Source organism: Chromohalobacter sp. (assembly GCF_039830575.1).
GTDB lineage: Bacteria > Pseudomonadota > Gammaproteobacteria > Pseudomonadales > Halomonadaceae > Chromohalobacter > Chromohalobacter israelensis.
Genome location: NZ_JBDOOX010000012.1, coordinates 271,031 through 289,897, shown reverse-complemented (window position 1 = coordinate 289,897; position 18,867 = coordinate 271,031). Strand labels below are relative to the sequence as shown.

At 64.5% G+C, this 18,867-nt stretch carries 17 protein-coding genes; 7 read left to right on the top strand and 10 right to left on the bottom strand.

The genetic code is table 11. The features are described from left to right. Positions 1 to 20 precede the first annotated feature (20 nt). Both ABGX75_RS11225 and ABGX75_RS11220 read right to left on the bottom strand, forming a co-directional pair. Positions 21 to 647 carry a tRNA-(ms[2]io[6]A)-hydroxylase gene (locus tag ABGX75_RS11225; RefSeq protein ID WP_011507353.1) on the bottom strand — a complete coding sequence of 209 codons (627 nt, stop codon included), beginning with the start codon at positions 645 to 647 and terminating at the stop codon, positions 21 to 23. Positions 648 to 680: 33 nt separating this feature from the next. Further along, positions 681 to 1,148 (bottom strand): DUF1289 domain-containing protein, encoded by a 468-nt coding sequence (locus ABGX75_RS11220; protein WP_128690847.1) that lies wholly within the window; start codon positions 1,146 to 1,148, stop codon positions 681 to 683. 262 nt (positions 1,149 to 1,410) lie between these two features. Between ABGX75_RS11220 and acnB the strand changes: the two genes are divergently transcribed. The 4 genes from acnB (at position 1,411) to ABGX75_RS11200 (ending at position 7,454) form a co-directional block, all read left to right on the top strand. Then, positions 1,411 to 4,014, top strand: a complete 2,604-nt coding sequence (acnB, locus tag ABGX75_RS11215) for a bifunctional aconitate hydratase 2/2-methylisocitrate dehydratase (protein WP_179153226.1) — start codon at positions 1,411 to 1,413, stop codon at positions 4,012 to 4,014. A gap of 299 nt (positions 4,015 to 4,313) precedes the next feature. Then, a complete protein-coding gene (locus ABGX75_RS11210) occupies positions 4,314 to 4,916 on the top strand; it encodes an outer membrane beta-barrel protein (protein ID WP_347411358.1) in 603 nt (200 codons plus the stop codon). Between the two features lie 159 nt (positions 4,917 to 5,075). Further along, complete coding sequence (rraA, locus tag ABGX75_RS11205) at positions 5,076 to 5,567, top strand: ribonuclease E activity regulator RraA (RefSeq protein WP_011507357.1); 492 nt, start codon at positions 5,076 to 5,078, stop codon at positions 5,565 to 5,567. A gap of 72 nt (positions 5,568 to 5,639) precedes the next feature. Further along, positions 5,640 to 7,454 carry a glycerophosphodiester phosphodiesterase gene (locus ABGX75_RS11200; RefSeq protein WP_347411357.1) on the top strand — a complete coding sequence of 605 codons (1,815 nt, stop codon included), beginning with the start codon at positions 5,640 to 5,642 and terminating at the stop codon, positions 7,452 to 7,454. Between the two features lie 85 nt (positions 7,455 to 7,539). Here ABGX75_RS11200 and ppsA read toward each other — a convergent pair whose 3' ends face one another. Continuing rightward, complete coding sequence (ppsA, locus tag ABGX75_RS11195) at positions 7,540 to 9,930, bottom strand: phosphoenolpyruvate synthase (RefSeq protein WP_011507359.1); 2,391 nt, start codon at positions 9,928 to 9,930, stop codon at positions 7,540 to 7,542. 279 nt (positions 9,931 to 10,209) lie between these two features. Between ppsA and ABGX75_RS11190 the strand changes: the two genes are divergently transcribed. Next, positions 10,210 to 11,043 (top strand): pyruvate, water dikinase regulatory protein, encoded by an 834-nt coding sequence (locus tag ABGX75_RS11190; protein WP_011507360.1) that lies wholly within the window; start codon positions 10,210 to 10,212, stop codon positions 11,041 to 11,043. 6 nt (positions 11,044 to 11,049) lie between these two features. Here ABGX75_RS11190 and ABGX75_RS11185 read toward each other — a convergent pair whose 3' ends face one another. The 6 genes from ABGX75_RS11185 to ABGX75_RS11160 form a co-directional block, all read right to left on the bottom strand. Next, a complete protein-coding gene (locus ABGX75_RS11185; protein WP_347411356.1) occupies positions 11,050 to 12,153 on the bottom strand; it encodes an enoyl-CoA hydratase/isomerase family protein in 1,104 nt (367 codons plus the stop codon). 57 nt (positions 12,154 to 12,210) lie between these two features. After that, positions 12,211 to 12,792: a hypoxanthine-guanine phosphoribosyltransferase gene (locus ABGX75_RS11180; RefSeq protein ID WP_110061174.1), complete on the bottom strand. Its 582-nt coding sequence runs from the start codon at positions 12,790 to 12,792 to the stop codon at positions 12,211 to 12,213. Continuing rightward, complete coding sequence (locus tag ABGX75_RS11175; RefSeq protein WP_347411355.1) at positions 12,785 to 14,059, bottom strand: mechanosensitive ion channel family protein; 1,275 nt, start codon at positions 14,057 to 14,059, stop codon at positions 12,785 to 12,787. Before ABGX75_RS11175 ends, ABGX75_RS11180 begins: the two co-directional genes overlap by 8 nt. Positions 14,060 to 14,119: 60 nt before the next feature. Then, positions 14,120 to 15,142 carry a beta-N-acetylhexosaminidase gene (nagZ, locus tag ABGX75_RS11170; protein WP_347411354.1) on the bottom strand — a complete coding sequence of 341 codons (1,023 nt, stop codon included), beginning with the start codon at positions 15,140 to 15,142 and terminating at the stop codon, positions 14,120 to 14,122. A 62-nt stretch (positions 15,143 to 15,204) separates the two neighbouring features. Continuing rightward, positions 15,205 to 15,726 (bottom strand): L,D-transpeptidase, encoded by a 522-nt coding sequence (locus ABGX75_RS11165; protein WP_347411353.1) that lies wholly within the window; start codon positions 15,724 to 15,726, stop codon positions 15,205 to 15,207. After that, entirely contained in the window at positions 15,723 to 16,382 is a 660-nt protein-coding gene (locus ABGX75_RS11160) for a TetR/AcrR family transcriptional regulator (RefSeq protein ID WP_011507366.1), read from the bottom strand. Before ABGX75_RS11160 ends, ABGX75_RS11165 begins: the two co-directional genes overlap by 4 nt. 184 nt (positions 16,383 to 16,566) lie before the next feature. On the opposite strand from ABGX75_RS11160, the gene lexA reads away from it, so the two are divergent. After that, positions 16,567 to 17,205 (top strand): transcriptional repressor LexA, encoded by a 639-nt coding sequence (gene lexA, locus ABGX75_RS11155; RefSeq protein WP_110061178.1) that lies wholly within the window; start codon positions 16,567 to 16,569, stop codon positions 17,203 to 17,205. A 19-nt stretch (positions 17,206 to 17,224) separates the two neighbouring features. Continuing rightward, positions 17,225 to 18,271, top strand: a complete 1,047-nt coding sequence (gene dinB, locus ABGX75_RS11150) for a DNA polymerase IV (protein WP_011507368.1) — start codon at positions 17,225 to 17,227, stop codon at positions 18,269 to 18,271. 9 nt (positions 18,272 to 18,280) lie between these two features. Here the strand turns inward: dinB and ABGX75_RS11145 are convergent, their stop codons facing one another. Continuing rightward, positions 18,281 to 18,856 (bottom strand): TMEM165/GDT1 family protein, encoded by a 576-nt coding sequence (locus tag ABGX75_RS11145; protein ID WP_035412259.1) that lies wholly within the window; start codon positions 18,854 to 18,856, stop codon positions 18,281 to 18,283. Positions 18,857 to 18,867 lie beyond the last annotated feature (11 nt).

Below are 18,867 nucleotides of genomic sequence, written 5' to 3'. Positions count from 1 at the left end.
CCGGTGTCCCGGCGAGCCCCTCAGGCCGCTGCCGGAACGCCGCTATGGAAGCGAAAACAGGCATCCGGTGCCTCGATCAACTCGCGCTCGCGTTCGGCGAAGAAGGCGATGCGGGGACCGATATCCTGGGTGGCGTATTGCGTCGCCAGCGCCAGATAATCCTCGTAATGGCGCCCTTCCGACTTAACCAGAGCGCGATAGAACTTGGCAAGCTCGTCGTCCAGAAAAGGAATCAGCCGTGCGAAGCGTTCGCAGGAGCGCGCCTCGATGAAGGCCCCTACGATGAGGATGTCGACCAGGCGCTCGGGGTCGTCGCGGCGCACGTGGCGACGCAGGCCCTCGGCGTAGCGCGAGGCGCTGAGTTGCCGATAGGTGATGCCGCGGTCGCGCATCAACGTCACTACCTGCTCGAAATGCAGCAACTCCTCGCGGGCCAGTTGCGACATCTTGGTCAGCAGGTCGGTATGCCCGACATAGCGATACATCAGGTTCATCGCCGTGGACGCGGCCTTCTTCTCGCACTGTGCGTGGTCGATGAGCAGCAGCGTGGGATGCGCCAGGGCCTCATCGATCCAGGCATCCGGTGTCTCACAGGACAGGAAACTCTGCAGTTCCCGGGGCAGCAAGGCGTTTGCATCAGTGGACATGGCGTTCTTCTATCAGATGGACGGTCGTGAGAGTCAAACGGGAGGATCGGTGGGCGCCGTCGTCAGACGCAGGCTCGCCTCCTGCATCAGCGCCTCGTTCAGCGCCGCATACAAGGCATCGGGCGCGAGATGAGCGACGCTGGCATGACGCCTAAGCCCATAACGGCTCAGGTCCTGCATTCGGGTACGACCGACACGCAGCAGCTCCACGGCGCGTGACAGCGCGGGCTGATCGGCCCGAAAGCGGATTCGGTGACGAACCAGCTGCGCTTCCAGGCACGCCGGATCGTCGACATGCAAAAACCGCGACGCCACACGGGCACGCAGCGTGTCCAGCGCCAGCATGCGCTGTGTCCGCGAATCGGCATCCAGCGCGAACCAGTCGCGGATCTCCTCATCGGTGCGCTGGCAGCCGCGACATACGCGATCGCCGACGGTCGTCGAGCACAACCCCACGCAGGGCGACTGAATGCGTTGCGTCCCGCTCCGATTGCTGGCCATCATCCCTCCCGTTTACCGAGCACCCATGGTAGCGCGACCGCGACGCCTCGGCGACCGTCCCGCATGCCGACACTGCCTTTGACCATCGTCTCAGCCCCGTCATCAGGGGCTTGCTTAACATTGTCGACAGTTTCGAGTAGAATCCCGCTGCTTATTGAGACCGGTGAAACCTGCACCAGGTCGGTGGGGAGGCGGGGACGGCCGAGCGCCTGCCCATGACTCGCCGCCGCCCTGGTTTCGATGACTGATGAGGGTCCCCAACGTGCTTGAAGCCTATCGCCAACATGTCGAGGAGCGCGCCCAGGCGGGCGTTCCGCCAAAGCCGCTGAACGCCGAGCAGACGGCTGCCCTGGTCGAGCTGCTCAAGAATCCGCCCGCCGGCGAGGAAGAGGCCATTCTCGACCTGCTGACCAACCGCGTGCCGCCGGGCGTCGACGAGGCCGCCTACGTCAAGGCCGGCTTCCTGACCGCCATCGCCAAGGGCGAGGCCGAGTCTCCGCTGATCGACCGCGTCCACGCCGTCAAGCTGCTGGGCACCATGCAGGGCGGTTACAACATCGTCTCGCTGGTCGAGCTGCTGGATGACGACGATCTGGCCCGCGAAGTCGGCGAGCAGCTCAAGCACACCCTGCTGATGTTCGATGCCTTCCATGACGTGGAAGAGCGTGCCAAGGCCGGTAACGCCGTGGCCAAGGAGGTCATCGCGTCCTGGGCCGAGGCCGAGTGGTTCCTCGCAAAGCCCAAGCTGGCCGACAAGATCACCCTGACCGTGTTCAAGGTGCCCGGCGAGACCAACACCGATGACCTCTCCCCGGCCCCGGATGCCTGGTCGCGCCCGGACATCCCGCTGCATGCCAATGCCATGCTCAAGAACCCGCGCGACGGCATCGAGCCGGTCGAACCGGGCGTCACCGGTCCGCTCAAGCAGATCGAGGAAGTGAAAGCCAAGGGCCACCCGGTCGTCTACGTCGGCGACGTGGTCGGCACCGGTTCCTCGCGCAAGTCCGCCACCAACTCCGTGCTGTGGTTCTTCGGCGACGACATCCCCAACGTGCCGAACAAGCGCGCCGGCGGCTTCTGCTTCGGCGGCAAGATCGCCCCGATCTTCTTCAATACCATGGAAGACTCCGGCGCCCTGCCCATCGAGATGGACGTCGAGAAGCTCGAGATGGGCGACGTCATCGACGTCTACCCGTATGAAGGCAAGGTCTGCAAGCACGGCACCGACGAGGTGCTGACCACCTTCGAGCTCAAGACCCAGCTGCTGCTCGACGAAGCCCGTGCCGGCGGCCGCATCCCGCTGATCATCGGCCGCGGCCTGACCGCCAAGGCCCGCGAGTCCCTGGGCCTGGCCCCGTCCGACGTCTTCCGCCTGCCGGAGCAGCCGGCCGATACCGGTCGCGGCTTCACCCTGGCCCAGAAGATGGTCGGCAAGGCCTGCGGCATGGACGGCGTGCGTCCCGGCATGTACTGCGAGCCGAAGATGACCACCGTGGGTTCCCAGGACACCACCGGTCCGATGACCCGCGACGAGCTCAAGGACCTGGCCTGCCTGGGCTTCCAGGCCGACCTGGTGATGCAGTCCTTCTGCCACACCAGCGCCTATCCCAAGCCGGTCGACGTGGAGACCCACCACACCCTGCCCGACTTCATCATGAATCGCGGCGGCGTCTCGCTGCGTCCGGGCGACGGCATCATCCACAGCTGGCTCAACCGCATGCTGCTGCCCGACACCGTGGGTACCGGCGGCGACTCCCACACCCGTTTCCCGATGGGCATCTCCTTCCCGGCGGGCTCCGGCCTGGTGGCCTTCGCCGCCGCCACCGGCGTGATGCCGCTGGACATGCCGGAATCGGTGCTGGTGCGCTTCAAGGGCAAGCGTCAGCCCGGCGTCACCCTGCGTGACCTGGTCCACGCCATCCCCTACTACGCCATCCAGCAGGGCCTGCTGACCGTCGAGAAGTCCGGCAAGAAGAACGCCTTCTCCGGCCGCGTGCTGGAGATCGAGGGCCTCGAGGACCTCACCGTCGAGCAGGCCTTCGAACTCTCCGACGCCTCCGCCGAGCGCAGCGCCGCCGGCTGCACCATCACCCTCTCCGAGGACAGTGTCAGCGAGTACCTGAAGTCCAACATCACCTTGCTCAAGTGGATGATCGCCAACGGCTACGGCGACGCGCGCACCATCGAGCGCCGCATCAAGGGCATGGAAGAATGGCTCGAGAACCCGAGCCTGATGCGCGCCGACAAGGACGCCGAGTACGCCGAGGTCATCGAGATCGATCTCGACCAGCTCAGCGAGCCGGTGCTGTGCGCCCCGAACGACCCGGACGACGCCCGCCTGCTCTCCGAGGTGGCCGGCCAGAGCATCGACGAGGTGTTCATCGGCTCGTGCATGACCAACATCGGCCACTTCCGTGCCGCCGGCAAGCTGCTCGAGAAGCAGCCCGCGGGTAGCCTGAAGACCAAGCTGTGGCTGGCGCCGCCGACCAAGATGGACCAGCACCAGCTCACCGAGGAAGGCTACTACGGCATCTACGGCCGTGCCGGTGCGCGCATGGAAATGCCCGGCTGCTCGCTGTGCATGGGTAACCAGGCCCGCGTCGCCGCCAAGAGCACCGTGGTGTCCACCTCCACGCGCAACTTCCCCAACCGCCTGGGCGATGGCGCCGATGTCTTCCTGGCCTCCGCCGAGCTTGCTGCCGTGGCCGCGGTGGAAGGACGCCTGCCGAGCGTCGACGAATATCGCCGTTACATGAGCGAATTCGACGCCATGGCCGGCGAGATCTATCGTTACATGAACTTCCATGAAATCGAAGAGTTCCAGAACGCGGCCTCGAACGTGATTCCGGTCGCCGAGGAAGCCTGACCACTCGTCTCCAATGCTCGCCTGTTGAGAAAGAGTGCAGGTCACCGAAACGCCCCGCCGATGCGGGGCGTTTTTTTGAGCCTGTCGCCATCCGGCAACGCCCGAGTACGTTTTTTAACACTGTTCGACTTGCGAGCCAGCGCGCGAGACGCTTAGATATGAAACGCTCGTTCGCTTCCCCATGCCGCTCGGCATGATGCGAGACGGCAGGACGCCACGACATTCGGCAGTCTTCCGCCGCCCTTTCGGGACGGCATGCGAGGGCCTGGTGCAATGTTCCAGAATTCAAGGAGAGTTTCATGACAATCAAGACGCTGCTGGCGGCCTCCGTGGCCACTTCCACATTGTTCGTCTTCACCCCCAATGCCATGGCAGCGCCCAACCCCGAAGGCCTGTATTTCGGTGTCGGGACCGGCTTCAGCTCGCTGGAGAACGATGACGACGACATCGACGATTTCATCGAGTCCGGCAGCGAGGATTTCGATGTGGACGATGACGACAACACCTTCAAGGGATTCGTGGGCTATAACTTCAACCGCTACTTCGCCACCGAAGCCTTCTATTCGGATCTCGGTCGCGTCGAGCTCAAGGGCAACGGCACCGCCAACACCGATCTCGAATCCGAGGCCTACGGTGTCAGCCTGGTCGGTAAATTGCCCATCACCCATTGGTTCGAGCTCTTCGCCAAGGCGGGCATGGCAAAATGGGAAACCGACATCGACGGCAACCTCGGCGGCGCCAGCACCGACCTTGAAGACAACGATGGCGTGGACCCCGTGTACGGTGCCGGCGCACAGTTCAACTTCAAGCCCTTCTTGGTCCGTGCCGAGTACGAACGCTACGACTTCGACAGCGACTACCAGATCGACTCGTTCACGGCCTCCGTGGGCTGGCAGTTCTAAGAAGCCCTCAGGGTTTCTCGCAGCGATCGAACGCCGGGCAACGTCCCGGCGTTTGTCTTTTTACTAGCGGTCATACCCCCAAGGCAGCACTGGCCTGCCATCCTTGGCGTGGCATGATGGCATCTACGCTTTCCTGACGACTAACCGCAAGGAGACAACATGCCTTCCATGATCGTCACGCCCGATATCTGCGATGCCTACCCGGACGTCAAGGTTCTCGAACCGTTGTTTTTGAACCTCGGCGGCCCCGATGCCTTCTACGGCCCGGTCCGCACGGTCAAGTGCTTCGAGGACAACTCACGCGTCAAGGAAGCCGTCGGCGAACCCGGCGATGGAGCCGTGCTGGTGGTCGACGGCGGCGGCTCGCTGCGTTGCGCCCTGCTCGGCGACATGCTCGCCGCCAAGGCCGCCGACAATGGCTGGGCCGGCATTGTCGTCTATGGCTGCGTGCGCGACGTCGACGTGCTCAACGACACCGCCCTGGGGGTACAAGCCATCGGCACCCATCCCCGCAGGAGTGAAAAGCGCGGCGAAGGGCAGCGTGACGTGACGGTCACCTTCGCCGGCGTCACGATCGCGCCGGGGCAGTGGCTCTACGCCGACAACAACGGCATCGTGGTTGCATCGGAGGAGTTGACGCTAGACGGTTGATAGCAGGCGAGTTGCCAGCGGCGCAAGACGATGCGAGGCTGACGGCGCCGCAGCTCGAACCAAGGAGTCGTCATGCTCGCCACCCGCACGCTGCTGGGTGACATTGCCTCGCAATTGCGCGCCCAGGGACGGGCGCTGCTGGTCTTCCATCTGTTCTTTACCGTCCTGGCCACGGCAGTTCTGGTACCGCTGACGACCTGGACCCTGGCCGGCCTGCTGCATGCCTTCCAACAGCCGGCGCTCAGCAACGCTCAGATCGCCGAGATGGCGCTGTCGCCGCTGGGCCTGGCGTGGGGCCTGGTGGCGCTGGGCCTGAGTTTCCTGCTGATATTCCTGCAGCAGGCCGGCATGATGCGCTTGCTCGCCCTCTCCGGCTCGGGACGCTATCACGCATCGATGAATGCGTTGTGGCAAACCGGCAAGCGCTTGCCGGGCATTGCCGGGCTCACCTTTCTGCAGGTCGGCGCGCATCTGCTACTGCTCGTCCCCTTCGCGCTGCTCATCGCCACGGCCTATGACCTTCTTCTGGGCGAAGCCGAGTTGTACGTGATCATGCGCCTGAAGCCGCCGGCCTTCTGGTACTTCGCATCGATCGGGGGCAGCCTGGGCGCCATCGCGCTGTGGTTACAGGCCTGGCTCTATGCGCGCTGGTTCCTGGCGCTTCCGGCGCTGGTGCTGGATCGGCTCACTCCCGTTCAATCCCTGGCGCGCAGCCGTGAACTGACCCGGGGACGTCATGCCCGCATCACGGCCCTGGCACTGGCCTTCGCATTCGGTGTGGCGGCCTTTCCCATTGCCTTCAGCCTGCTCTTCAATGCCCTCGCGATGCCGTTGATCGAGCACCTGCCGGATCGCATGTCGCTTCTGATTCCCGTCATGCTGATCTATGTGGCGGTATACAGCGTGCTGATCATCGCCGTGACCTTCCTGGGGGTCGCAGCCAACAGCCTGCTGGTGATCAACCTCTACCACCGCCTCGGCGGCAGCACACTGGCGCTCGATGACCTTCCCGCACCGGCACGTTCGGGCTGGTGGGCCTGGACGGCGGAAGCCGTGCTGCTGACCTTCGCGCTGGTGCAAGCCGGCTGGGTCCTGAGTGACTTTCAACTGCGCGACGACGTGCGCGTCACCGCCCATCGCGGCAGCTCGATCGCCGCCCCCGAGAACACCCTGGCCGCCATGCGCCGGGCCATTCAGGAAGGCGCCGACTACCTGGAGATCGATGTCAGACAACTGCGCGACGGTAACGTCGTGCTTTCCCACGACCGCAACCTGGAACGCTTGACCGGCCAGGACCTGGACATCACCGACCTCACGCTGGCGGAAACTCGCGACATCGACATCGGAAGCTGGTTCGACGACGCCTTTGCCGACGAGCGCCTGGCGACCCTCGACCAGGTGATCGGGCTGGCGCACGGCAAGGCACGCCTTTACGTCGAGCTCAAGCCCGCCCCCGGGAACGAAACCGATCTCATCGAGGCCGTCGTCGAGCGCTTGCGGCATCACGGCATCGCCGACAGCGCGGTGGTCGCCTCGCTTTCTCCGACGATCATCCGCGATGTCGAGGCATACGCTCCCGGCATCGACACCACGCTGTTCGTCCAATTCCTGTTGCCCGGCGCGCTGACCGCGACGCCTGCCGACAACATCGGACTGCGGCATACCCAGGCCAATACCGACATTGTGCGTCTGGTCCAGAACAGCGGCCGTGAGCTGCATGTATGGACCGTCAACGACCCGCGCGAGATGTCACGCTACATCGACATGGGCGTCGACAACATCATCACCGACCGCCCCGCGACATTGATCGACCTGCTTACCGAACGCGCCACGCTGAGCGACGGCGAGCTGCTGCTGGTCAAGCTGCGTAACTGGCTGCACCACTGACGCATCGCCCGAAAACGAAAAAGGCGCGCCCGTCATCGGGCGCGCCTGATATCGCATGGCGATGAATCGTACGCTCGGGATCGCGTCAGCCGAGCTTTTCTCCGGCCAGCATGAACCAGGTTTCGAGCACCGCATCGGGGTTCAACGATACCGAGTCGATGCCCTGTTCCATCAGCCATTTGGCCAGTTCCGGGTGATCGGAGGGGCCCTGACCGCAAATGCCCACGTACTTGCCCTGCGCTCGGCATGCCTGGATGGCCATGGCCAGCAGCTTCTTGACCGCGGGGTTTCGCTCGTCGAACAGATGCGCCACGATCCCGGAGTCGCGATCCAGCCCCAGCGTCAGCTGCGTGAGGTCATTGGAGCCGATGGAGAAACCGTCGAAATGCTCGAGGAACTCGTCGGCGAGCAGCGCATTGGCCGGCAGCTCGCACATCATGATGACCTTCAGTCCTCGTCCATCGGGAATGCCGGCCTCGCCACGCACGAGCCCGTTGGCGGCCATGAGCGACACGACCTCGCGCCCCTCCTCCGGCGTACGCACGAACGGCACCATGATCTCGACGTTATCGAATCCCATGACATCCCGGACGCGTTTCAAGGCACGGCATTCGAGTTCGAAGCAAGGACGGAAGGTGTCCGAGATATAGCGCGAAGCTCCGCGGAAGCCCAGCATCGGATTCTCCTCACCGGGTTCGTAGAGCTTGCCACCGATGAGATTCTCGTACTCGTTGGACTTGAAGTCGGACAACCGCACGATGACCCGCTTGGGATAGAATGCCGCCGCCAGCGTGGAGATGCCCTCCACCAGCCGATCCACGTAGAAGCTCACCGGATCGTCATATCCCGCGGTACGCAGGTCGATGGTCTGCTGCAGGTCGGCGGGCAGCGTCGCGTAGTCGATCAACGCCTTGGGATGCACGCCGATCATGCGATTGATGATGAACTCCAGGCGTGCCAGCCCGACGCCGGCATTGGGCAGGCTGGAGAAGCCGAAGGCGCGATCGGGGTTGCCGACGTTCATCATGATGTCGAACGGCAGAGACGGCATGTTGTCGACCGTCGTCGTCTGGCAATCGTAATCCAGCAATCCGTCGTAGACGTGACCGGTATCCCCCTCGGCGCAGGACACGGTCACCTCGCGGCCGTCGGCGAGCGCCTGGGTCGCGTCGCCGCACCCGACCACGGCCGGAATGCCCAGCTCGCGCGCGATGATCGCCGCGTGGCACGTCCGTCCGCCGCGATTGGTGACGATCGCGGAGGCACGCTTCATGATCGGTTCCCAATCGGGATCGGTCATGTCGGTGACCAGCACATCACCGTCGTGCACCTTGTCCATCTGCTCGGGACTGGCGACGATCTTGACCGCACCGCGCCCGATCCGCTGGCCGATGGCACGCCCGTCGACCAGCACCCGGCCTTTCTCCTTGAGCTGGAAGCGCTCCAGCGTGCCGCCTTCCACGTTGGAGACCACGGTCTCGGGACGCGCCTGGACGATGTACAGCTTGCCGTCATCCCCGTCGCGCGCCCATTCGATGTCCATCGGGCGCCCGTAATGCCGTTCGATGGTGACCGCCTGGCGTGCCAGGTCCATGACGTCATCGTCGGACAGGCAGAATCGCTGGCGATCGGCATGCGGCACGTCCACCGTGTGCACCGAACGCCCCGCGACGCTTTCCTCGCCATACACCATCTTGATCAGCTTGGAGCCCAGGGTGCGACGCAATACGGCGGGACGTCCCGCCGCCAGGGTCGGCTTGTGCACATAGAACTCATCGGGGTTCACCGCCCCTTGCACGACCGTCTCGCCCAGGCCCCAGGACCCGGTGACGAACACCGCGTCGCGGTAGCCGGACTCGGTATCGAGGGTGAACATGACCCCGCTGGCCGCGGTCTCGGAACGCACCATCTTCTGCACGCCGGCGGACAAGGCCACGTTCTCGTGGGGGTAACCGCGGTGCACCCGATAGGCGATGGCACGATCGTTGAACAACGAGGCGAAGACCTCATGAACGGCGCGCTTGACGTTCTCGAAGCCCTCGATGTTGAGAAAGGTTTCCTGCTGGCCGGCGAACGACGCATCGGGAAGATCCTCGGCCGTCGCCGAGGAGCGCACCGCCGCCTTGAGGTTCGGATGCTTGTCCTGCAACTGGCCGTAGGCCTCGGCCAGGGCCCGCTCGAATGCCGGCGGCAAGGGCGTGTCGATCACCCATTGGCGAATGCGGGCACCGGCCTCGGCGAGGGCCGTGACGTCATCGACGTCCAGGCGCGCCAGCGCGGTGTTGATACGCTCGTTGAGCCCCTCGTGCGCGAGAAATTCACGATAGGCAAACGCCGTGGTCGCGAACCCGCCCGGCACCGTGACACCGGCGTCCGCCAGGTTGGAAATCATTTCGCCAAGCGAGGCGTTCTTGCCGCCCACCCGCTCGACGTCGCCCATGCCAAGCTGATCGAACCAAACGATATACTCTTCCAAGAGAACCCCCTAGAGTCGGGACGGTCGCGATGACGACGTCGTCACAGCCAATACCGCGCGAGACAGATCGGGGCGCGGCGGATGAACGTACCCTACCAACGAGGCCACACATTCGCCATTGGTCTAATAGCGAACGCATTGGAGTATTTTTACAACAGCCAGGTGTTTTAGGCGATTCTTGTAGTCACCGCATCCGCCGCGCGACGAACGCCCATTTGCGCCGACGGGCAAGCCCCCGGACAATGGAGGCCTCCTTTTCACCACGTTCGGACGCCTTCCATGTCACGCACCGCGTTCTTCATCTCCGACGGCACCGGCATCACCGCCGAGACGCTCGGCCGCAGCCTGCTCGCCCAGTTCGAGGGCGTCGACCTCACCCTGGTGGTCAAGCCGTATATCGATACGCTGGAAAAGGCCCATGACCTGGCGGCCATCATCGCGCAGACCGCCGACCGTGACGGTGAACGCCCCATCGTCATCGATACCATCGTCGACCAGTCGATCCGCGACATCATCGCCGCCGCGCCGGGTTTCAAGGTGGATATCTTCTCGACGTTCCTGGCGCCGCTCGAGGAGGAACTGGCCACGCATTCGACCTACACGGTGGGACGCACGCATGCCATCGGACGCGACGATGTCTACATGCACCGTATCGACGCCGTGCATTTCGCCCTGGACAACGATGACGGCGCACGCACGCATCAATACGACCAGGCCGATGTCATTCTGGTTGGCGTATCGCGTTGCGGCAAAACGCCCACGTCGCTCTATCTGGCGCTGCAATTCGGCATTCGTGCCGCCAACTACCCGCTGACCGAGGACGATCTGGACGAGGACGGCGTCTTGAACATGCCCAAGGCGCTGGCACCCTATCGCCACAAACTGTTCGCGTTGACCATCGACCCGCGACGCCTGGCAGCGATTCGCAGCGAACGCCGCCCCAACAGCCGCTATTGCTCGATGGATCAATGCATGCAGGAACTGCAGCAGGCCGAGGCGCTGTTCCGCCGCTATCACATCCCCTATATCGACACCACACGCTTCTCCATCGAGGAGATATCCACCCGCATGATCGCCGAGACGCATTTGACGCGACGTTTCAGTCCGCGTTGAACGGGCTCAAAGATCCGCCAGTGGATGCGTGTCGGCGTCCCAGAGCGGCATGAAGAAACCGTCGATGTAGCTGGGCGGTACGCTGGCGACATCCGGATACGCCCAACGGGGCGCTTTGTCCTTGTCGATCAGCAGCGCCCGGATGCCCTCGGCCAGCTCCGTGTGTCGGCAGCACTGCACCGACAGTGCCAGCTCGTCGCGGAACGTCTCGGCCAATCCGCCATGTCGGTGCCGACACAGCATGCGCCACACCAGATGCGCCGTGGCAGGACACCCCGCCGCAAGGCGCTCGCGATTGGCGGCGAGCCAGGCATCCTCGCGGGTGTCGTCGAGGATGCGCTGTACCACCGTGGCGATATCCGCGCCGTCGCTCAATGCCTGCAGGTGATCGAGCCGCGGCATGACTTGCGCCTCGGGGGCTCGCGCGCGCGCTTCGAACGCTTCCAGTACCTGTCTGACGGCGTGATGGGGCGAGCGATGATCGGCCCGGGTCAAGGCATCCAGCACGTCCTCGCGCGCCGCATGTGGTATGAAGCGGTCCGCCAGCCCCAGGTCGAGGGCATCCCGCGCATTGAGGTGCGCGCCGGTCACGCCGACGTAAAGCCCCACGCCACCGGGCATGCGCGACAGGAACCAGCTGGCGCCGACATCCGGATAGAGCCCGATGGAGATTTCCGGCATCGCCAGGCGGCTGGTGTCCGTCACCACGCGGTGGCCGGCTCCCTGCAACAGTCCCAGACCACCTCCCATCACGACGCCGTCGCCCCAGGCGATGAGCGGCTTGGGATAATGATGCAGAAAGTGGTCGAGACGATATTCGGCACTGAAATACGCCGTGGCCACGTCGGCGCCACCTTCGTGGGCACCACGCATGGCATGGTAGAGCGCCACGACGTCGCCTCCCGCGCAGAACGCCTTGCCCCCGGCGCCCTGGAGCCACACGGCATGGACCGAAGGCGCCTGGGCCCAGGCCTCGAGCCTGGCGTGGAGGGCATGGATCATGGTCAGGGACAGGGCATTGAGACTGTCCGGTGCGTTCAGCGTCGCCACACCGATGCAACCGCCATCGCGTGTAGGCTTTTCCTCGAATGTCACCATCGGTTCCGTCATTCGACCCCCTGCCACGTCATGTCATGACCGTGAAGCGAGGCGCGATCGTGCCTTAGATCACATGCCCCGCGGCGCGAAGATGCCCGGCGCGTTGCGCCAGTAGCCTTTGTAGTCCATACCGAAACCGAACACGTAGCGGTCGACGACTTCCAGGCTGCAGTAGTCCGCCTGCAACCCCGGCACGGCCTTTCGATCGTGACGTTTGTCGACCAGCACCGCCGTCGAGATACTCGCCGCCCCGGCCTGTCGGCAGTAGTCGAGAATCGCCGCCAGCGTGGCGCCCTCGTCGAGAATATCATCGACGATCACCACATGCCGTCCGGCCATGGGAATTTCCGGCGAGACGCGCCAGAACAGCTCTCCGCCGCGCACGCCGCCACGGTAGCGCGTCGCATGCAGGTAATCGACCTCGAGCGGGAAGCCCAGCCGCGTCAGGAGATGTCCCGTGGTGATCAATCCCCCATTCATGACGCAGTAGAATACCGGCAGCTTATCGCCCAGATCCCGAGTGATGTCATCCGCCATGCGATCAAGGGCACGCTCGACCTCCTGCTGCGAGATGAGGCAGTCGGCATGCGCCATGACATCGCGCATGGAAGCCAGGGACGTCTGGCAAACGGAAGTAGATTGGTTAGGCATCGGATTCCTGATCTTGATCCTGAGAAGCGTCTTTCGCCTCGCCCTGTCGCGCATCGCGCGAACGCTGACGAGACGAGGTATAGGGTACCTCGCGGGAGGACGCCGCCCGCGAGTGCGTGGTGCCGGATGCATCGTCGGTCTCGGCGGTCTCGCCGTCATCCTCGCTGGCGACCGTCACCGGCCCCGCGACATGCAGCTCCGAGGCCGGCAGCGCCAGGCATGCATCGTGTTCGCGCACGATGTCGTAGATGCGCAGCAATACGTCCTGCTTCATCGACTGGAATTCGGACCAGTCGGTGGTTCTGGCGAAGGCATAGACCATGATTTCCAGCGCATGCTCGCCGTAGGTCTGGAAATACACCAGGAGCTGCTCGTCGGTATCGACATCGTCATGCGACTCGAGCATCGAGCGAATCGACTTGACGATCTCCGCCACGCGTTCGATGTCCGTATAGCGCAACCGGATGGTCTCGAACAGACGGCGATTGAACATGCGCGAGGGATTCTCGAGCACCAGATTGCTGAAGGCGGAATTGGGTATGTACAGCGGACGTGACGCGAAGGTGCGGATGCGTGTCAGCCGCCAGCCGATGTCTTCCACCACCCCTTCTATCTCGCGCTCCGGCGACTTGACCCAATCCCCGACACGAAACGGCTTGTCCAGGTGGATGACCAGCCCGCCGAAGAAATTGGACAGCATGTCCCGCGCTGCGAAGCCGATCATCAAGCCGCCGAAGCCACCGAACGCGACCACCCCCGAGAGCGACACGCCCAGGCTGGAAAGCATCAGCAGGCCGGCGAGCACCACCACCACGGCGCCCAGGATCTTGGACACCGCCGAGGCCGTGTCTGCATCCATCGGCTTGGCGCGATGTCCCGCCGGCGGGAATATCAGACGCTTTTCGAGCAGTTTCACGGCGCGCAGTCCGGCCCATGCCAGCAGGAACAGCGAGACGACCGCCCGCGCCTGGCTCAGGTGTCCCGCGATCCAGTCGATCTCCCAGTGCAGACGGATGATCGTCAGGCATAGCAGCCCGCCCATCAGCCAGATCCAGATGCGCAGCGGACGGCGCAGCGACTGGATCAGGATGTCGTCCCAGCGATTGCTGGTTTTTTCCAGCAGCGGTCCCAGACGCCAGAAGACCACCCAGCTCACCAGATCGATGAGCAGCGTCATGACGATGACCAGGCCGATCGCCGCCACCCACAGGGGCACGCCGAGCGTGGCCTGAAACCAATCCATCACGGGAGTGAAAAATTCGAACACGAGGATCCTTCCTTCTAGTGCGAGTCCAGTACCGGGTAGCCCCTCAACGTTGGGACGACATCAACTCGCCGGTGTTTCCGAGAGCGCTTCCAGGCGTGCGTGGGCACGGCGCCAGCGTGCCAGCGCTGGCAGCGTCTCAAGTTCCGGACGGGCGCGGCCGTAGCGCAGCTTGCCCAGGCGCTTCGAGGTCCGGCCGGCCGCGGCGTCCACGATCTCGAGCGCCGCCGCGCGGTCGTTGCACACCAGCACCATGTCGCACCCCGCCGACCAAGCAGCCTCGGCACGCACCGCGGGGGTGCCCGCCACATGCGCCCCCGCCATGCTCAGATCATCGGAAAACACCACGCCCTTGAAGGCCATTTCCTCGCGCAGCATGCCCAGCCAGGAGGGTGAGAAGCCCGCGGGACGTGTATCGAACGCGGTATAGACGACATGCGCCGGCATCATGGCATCCAGCTTGCCGGAAAGCGCCTTGAACGGCACCAGGTCATGCTCGCGCAGAACCGACAGCGGCCGACTGTCCTCGGGCAGCGCATGGTGCGAGTCGAGGGTGACGCCGCCGTGGCCGGGGAAGTGCTTGCCCACGGCCACCATGCCGGCCTCGTGCAGCCCGTCGATGAAGGCATCGCCGAGAGCCGCCACGACTGCCGGATCGGCGGAAAAGCTGCGATCCCCGATCGCCGGCGAACGCTGATCGTCCACGTCGAGCACCGGCGCGAAAGTGACATCGAAGCCGCAGGCAGCCATCTCCATGCCCAGCAGCCACCCCGCCTCGTGTACCCGCAAGCGCACCTCATCGGGCGCATCGGCATAACCGGCGGCCAGCGCGGCCATGCTCGGCAGGCGCGTCACTCCCTCGCGCAAGCGTTGCACTCGACCACCTTCCTGGTCGATCGCCAGCAGCATGTCGGGGCGCAGTTCGCGAATCTCGCGCGTCAGGCGGCGTACCTGCTCGGCATCACGCGTATTGCGTGCAAACAGGATCACGCCACCCACCTCGGGGCGTTCCAGCAGACGACGTTCCTCATCGCCGAGCTGCGTTCCTTCGATGTCCAGCATGACCGTGCCGAGGGGTTGGGTCATCGTCGCGCTCCTGGAAAATGGAGGAAGGATTCTAGGCGGTGAGCGACATGGCGTCGAGCCGCTCAGTCATGCAACCATACCGGCGTACCGGGCGGTGCCGCGGCAAACACCGACAGCAGTGCCGCATCGCGCAGCCGAATGCAGCCATGCGAGGCCGGTACCCCCATCGGCTGATCATCGGGCGTACCGTGCAGGTAAATATAGCGGCGCTGGCTGTCGACATCGCCTCCGCGGTTGACGCCACGCTCGAGACCACATAGCCACAGGATACGTGTCAGAATCCAGTCCCGCTCCGGATACTGGCGCGCCAGGTCGGGGGAAAACACCTCACCGGTGGGACGACGTCCGCGAAACACGCTGCCGCGGGGCAAGCCATCGCCTATCGCCGCACGCACGTAATGCCATCCCACCGGCGTCTGACCGCTGCCATCCTGCTGGCCGATGCCGCGAGCCCCCGAGGAAATGGCGAATGTCTCGCGGCGCTCATCGGCCTCCCAGACCGTCAGCGACTGAGCGCCCAGATCGATCTCCAGCCAGGTCCCCTGCCGGGGCGGCAAGTCGGCCAAGCGAGGCGTGATGGTCATCCCGCCACCTTGAGAGCATCGTCGGGCAGCGGCGCCTGCATGCCGGCCACCACCACCGGACGCAACCGCCGGATCAAGTCGCGCACGCTGACGTGCTCGTGATAATCCTTGTCGGCGATGTCACGCAAGGCATCGAGTCCCGACAACGTGAAGATCACCGTGCCCAGCATGAAATGCAGCCGCCAGAAACGCTCGGCTTCGGGCAGCTCCGGCGTCGCGCGCCGCACGAGACCGCTGAAGCGCGAGAACACATCGCCGTAATGGGTCTGGATGTAGCGGCGCAGATGGCCTTGCGCCTGGGTATACGCCAATCCCAGCAAGCGCATGAACACCTTGAGACTGTTGCGCTCGGCAGGCACTTCGAGCACGGTGCGGGCCAGGGTTTCCAGCAGCACGTCGAGGGGAATCGGGGCATTCGCGTATTCCGCTTCGAGAGCGTCCAGCGCCTGATGAAAACGCTCGGAGAAAGGGTCCAGGTAGCGCGCGAAGACCGCCTGGATGAGCGCCTTCTTGGAGCCGAAGTGATAATTGACCGCCGCCAGATTGACCTTGGCCTTGCTGGTGATCGTGCGTAGCGACGTCTCGGCGAAGCCCCGCTCGGCGAACAGCACCTCGGCGGTGTCGAGAATACGCGTCACTGTGTCGGTTTGAGCCATCGGGGTGCTCCGCGCAGAATAAACGAATGTTTAAAACGAATTCGATTCTAAGCCCTGTCGGCGGTGACCACAAATTCCCGCGCTTACAGCGCAGCGCATTGCGTCTGGACGGTTGCACCACGCCAAAGACTGGATACAATCACATACTGTATACTTGAACACGTCAGTGCCCGCCGGAGGCCCCATGTCTCGCTCGCTAACCTCGCGCCAACAACACGTCTTCGATTTCATCGTCAAGACCATGAACGAGCTCGGCTATCCGCCGACCCGCGCCGAGATCGCCCGCGCACTGGGCTTTCGTTCGCCCAACGCCGCCGAGGAGCATCTCCGAGCGCTCGATCGCAAGGGCGTGATCCGCATGATCCCCGGCACCTCGCGCGGCATCCGGCTGACCGGCGAGGAGGACGCCGCACCGACGAGCACCGACGGCCTGCCCGTGGTCGGCGAAGTGGCTGCGGGCAGTCCGATTCTCGCGGCGGCGCACATCGATCGCCACTGCCCGCTCGCACCGGATTATTTCACGCCGCGTGCCGATTACCTGCTGCGGGTGCGCGGGCTGTCGATGAAGGATGCCGGCATTCTCGACGGCGATTTGCTGGCCGTGCATCGCACGCAGCAGATTCGCGACGGGCAGATCGTCGTGGCCCGCCTCGACGACGAGGTGACCGTCAAGCGCTTCAAGCGCCAGGGACATCACGTCTGGCTAGTGGCCGAGAACGCCGACTTTGCCCCCATCGAAGTCGACCTGCGTCACCAGGACCTGGAAATCGAAGGACTGGGCGTGGGGGTGATTCGCGGCGGCGGCGGCAACGGCCTGCACTGAGGCCCCACTGGCCCACGCCATGCGCAAGATCCTCCACGCCGACTGCGACTGCTTCTACGCCGCCGTGGAAATGCGCGACGACCCGGCGCTGCGCGACGTCCCGCTGGCGATCGGCGGCAGCCCCGAGCAACGCGGTGTCGTCGCCACCTGCAATTATCCGGCGCGGGCCTTCGGCATCCATTCGGCGATGCCCATGGCCCGAGCCATGCGCCTGTGCCCTCACCTCACCCGCCTGGCGCCCGATTTTCCCAAGTACCGGGAGGTGTCGGCGCGCATTCAAGCGCTGTTTCACGAACTGACCCCGCTGGTGGAACCGCTGTCGCTGGACGAGGCCTATCTCGATGTCAGCGAGGTGACGCAATGCCAGGGAAGCGCGACCTGGATGGCTCGCTGGTTGAAGCAGGAAGCGCTGACACGCACGGGTATCGTGATTTCGGTGGGCGCGGCGCCCAGCAAGTTTCTCGCCAAGCTGGCGAGCGACTGGGACAAGCCCGACGGCCTCTACGTGATCGCGCCGGAGGAAGTCGAACCCTTCCTGCTCGAACTGCCGGTCAAGCGCCTGCATGGGGTGGGACCGGCGACGGCGGCCAAGCTCGAAGGCCTGGGCATCGTGACCTGCCGCGACTTGCGTGACTGGCCCCTCGACACCCTGCTCGAGCGCTTCGGAAAGTTCGGACGACGCCTCTTCGAACTGGCCCGCGGGATCGACGAGCGCCCGGTGCAGATCGAGCGCGAGAGGAAATCGGTCAGCGTGGAAACCACCTACCACCGTGACCTGCCGAACCTCGCCGCCTGCCACGACGCCCTGTCGCCGCTGATCGAGCGGTTGCGAGAGCGGCTGGCCCGACATGGCACGCCGGCCATTCACAAATTGTTCGTCAAGGTACGCTTCGACGATTTCAGCAGCACGACGCTGGAGGCATCGGGCCGCGAAGCGCAGACGACGCGCTTTCAGGCGTTGCTGGAGGGCGCCTGGGCGCGGGGCGAGAGACCGGTGCGGCTGCTCGGTGTCGGCGTGCGGCTGGCTCCCGAGGCCCAGCGTCGCCAGATGACGCTCTTCGACTGAGCGGCGTGCCTAGCCCGTCAACCAGCCGGTTTCGATGCACAGCGTCCATAGCCCGATGGCGATGAACAACAGGCTTGCGACACCATGAATCGTCTTGAGGGGAAGATCGCGGCAGAAACGGTGACCGACCCACAGCACCGGGGCATTGGCGGCTACCATGCCCAGCGTCGTCCCGAGCGTGACCGCCAGTACGTCATCGAACCGCGCTCCCAGCAAGACCGTGGCGACCTGTGTCTTGTCGCCGATTTCGGCGACGAAGAACAGCACAAACGCCGTCATGAACACGCCGTAGCGCACATTGTCGGCATCGAGAGCTTCGTCGTCATCGGGCTTGAGCAGCCAGATGCCGATGGCCAGGAAGGCGAAGCCCACCGTGATCGTCAGCGTCTGCGGATCGAGCATGTCCGCCAGTGCCGTGCCCAACCAGGCGGAAACCCCATGGTTGATCAGCGTGGCGACGAGAATTCCCCAGAGAATCGACCATGGCGCAAGAAAACGCGCCACCAGCAGCAAGGCGAGCAGCTGCGTCTTGTCGCCGATCTCGGCGAGCCCCACGGCGGCGACACTGGTCAGCAGAGCATCCAACGACGTCTCCT

Coding starts and splice junctions, on each gene's coding strand:
- ABGX75_RS11225 (WP_011507353.1), bottom strand. CDS start 647: ATGTCCACTGATGCAAACGCCTTGCTGCCCCGGGAACTGCAGAGTTTC.
- ABGX75_RS11220 (WP_128690847.1), bottom strand. CDS start 1,148: ATGGCCAGCAATCGGAGCGGGACGCAACGCATTCAGTCGCCCTGCGTG.
- ABGX75_RS11210 (WP_347411358.1), top strand. CDS start 4,314: ATGACAATCAAGACGCTGCTGGCGGCCTCCGTGGCCACTTCCACATTG.
- rraA (WP_011507357.1), top strand. CDS start 5,076: ATGCCTTCCATGATCGTCACGCCCGATATCTGCGATGCCTACCCGGAC.
- ABGX75_RS11200 (WP_347411357.1), top strand. CDS start 5,640: ATGCTCGCCACCCGCACGCTGCTGGGTGACATTGCCTCGCAATTGCGC.
- ABGX75_RS11190 (WP_011507360.1), top strand. CDS start 10,210: ATGTCACGCACCGCGTTCTTCATCTCCGACGGCACCGGCATCACCGCC.
- ABGX75_RS11185 (WP_347411356.1), bottom strand. CDS start 12,153: ATGACGGAACCGATGGTGACATTCGAGGAAAAGCCTACACGCGATGGC.
- ABGX75_RS11180 (WP_110061174.1), bottom strand. CDS start 12,792: ATGCCTAACCAATCTACTTCCGTTTGCCAGACGTCCCTGGCTTCCATG.
- nagZ (WP_347411354.1), bottom strand. CDS start 15,142: ATGACCCAACCCCTCGGCACGGTCATGCTGGACATCGAAGGAACGCAG.
- ABGX75_RS11165 (WP_347411353.1), bottom strand. CDS start 15,726: ATGACCATCACGCCTCGCTTGGCCGACTTGCCGCCCCGGCAGGGGACC.
- ABGX75_RS11160 (WP_011507366.1), bottom strand. CDS start 16,382: ATGGCTCAAACCGACACAGTGACGCGTATTCTCGACACCGCCGAGGTG.
- lexA (WP_110061178.1), top strand. CDS start 16,567: ATGTCTCGCTCGCTAACCTCGCGCCAACAACACGTCTTCGATTTCATC.
- dinB (WP_011507368.1), top strand. CDS start 17,225: ATGCGCAAGATCCTCCACGCCGACTGCGACTGCTTCTACGCCGCCGTG.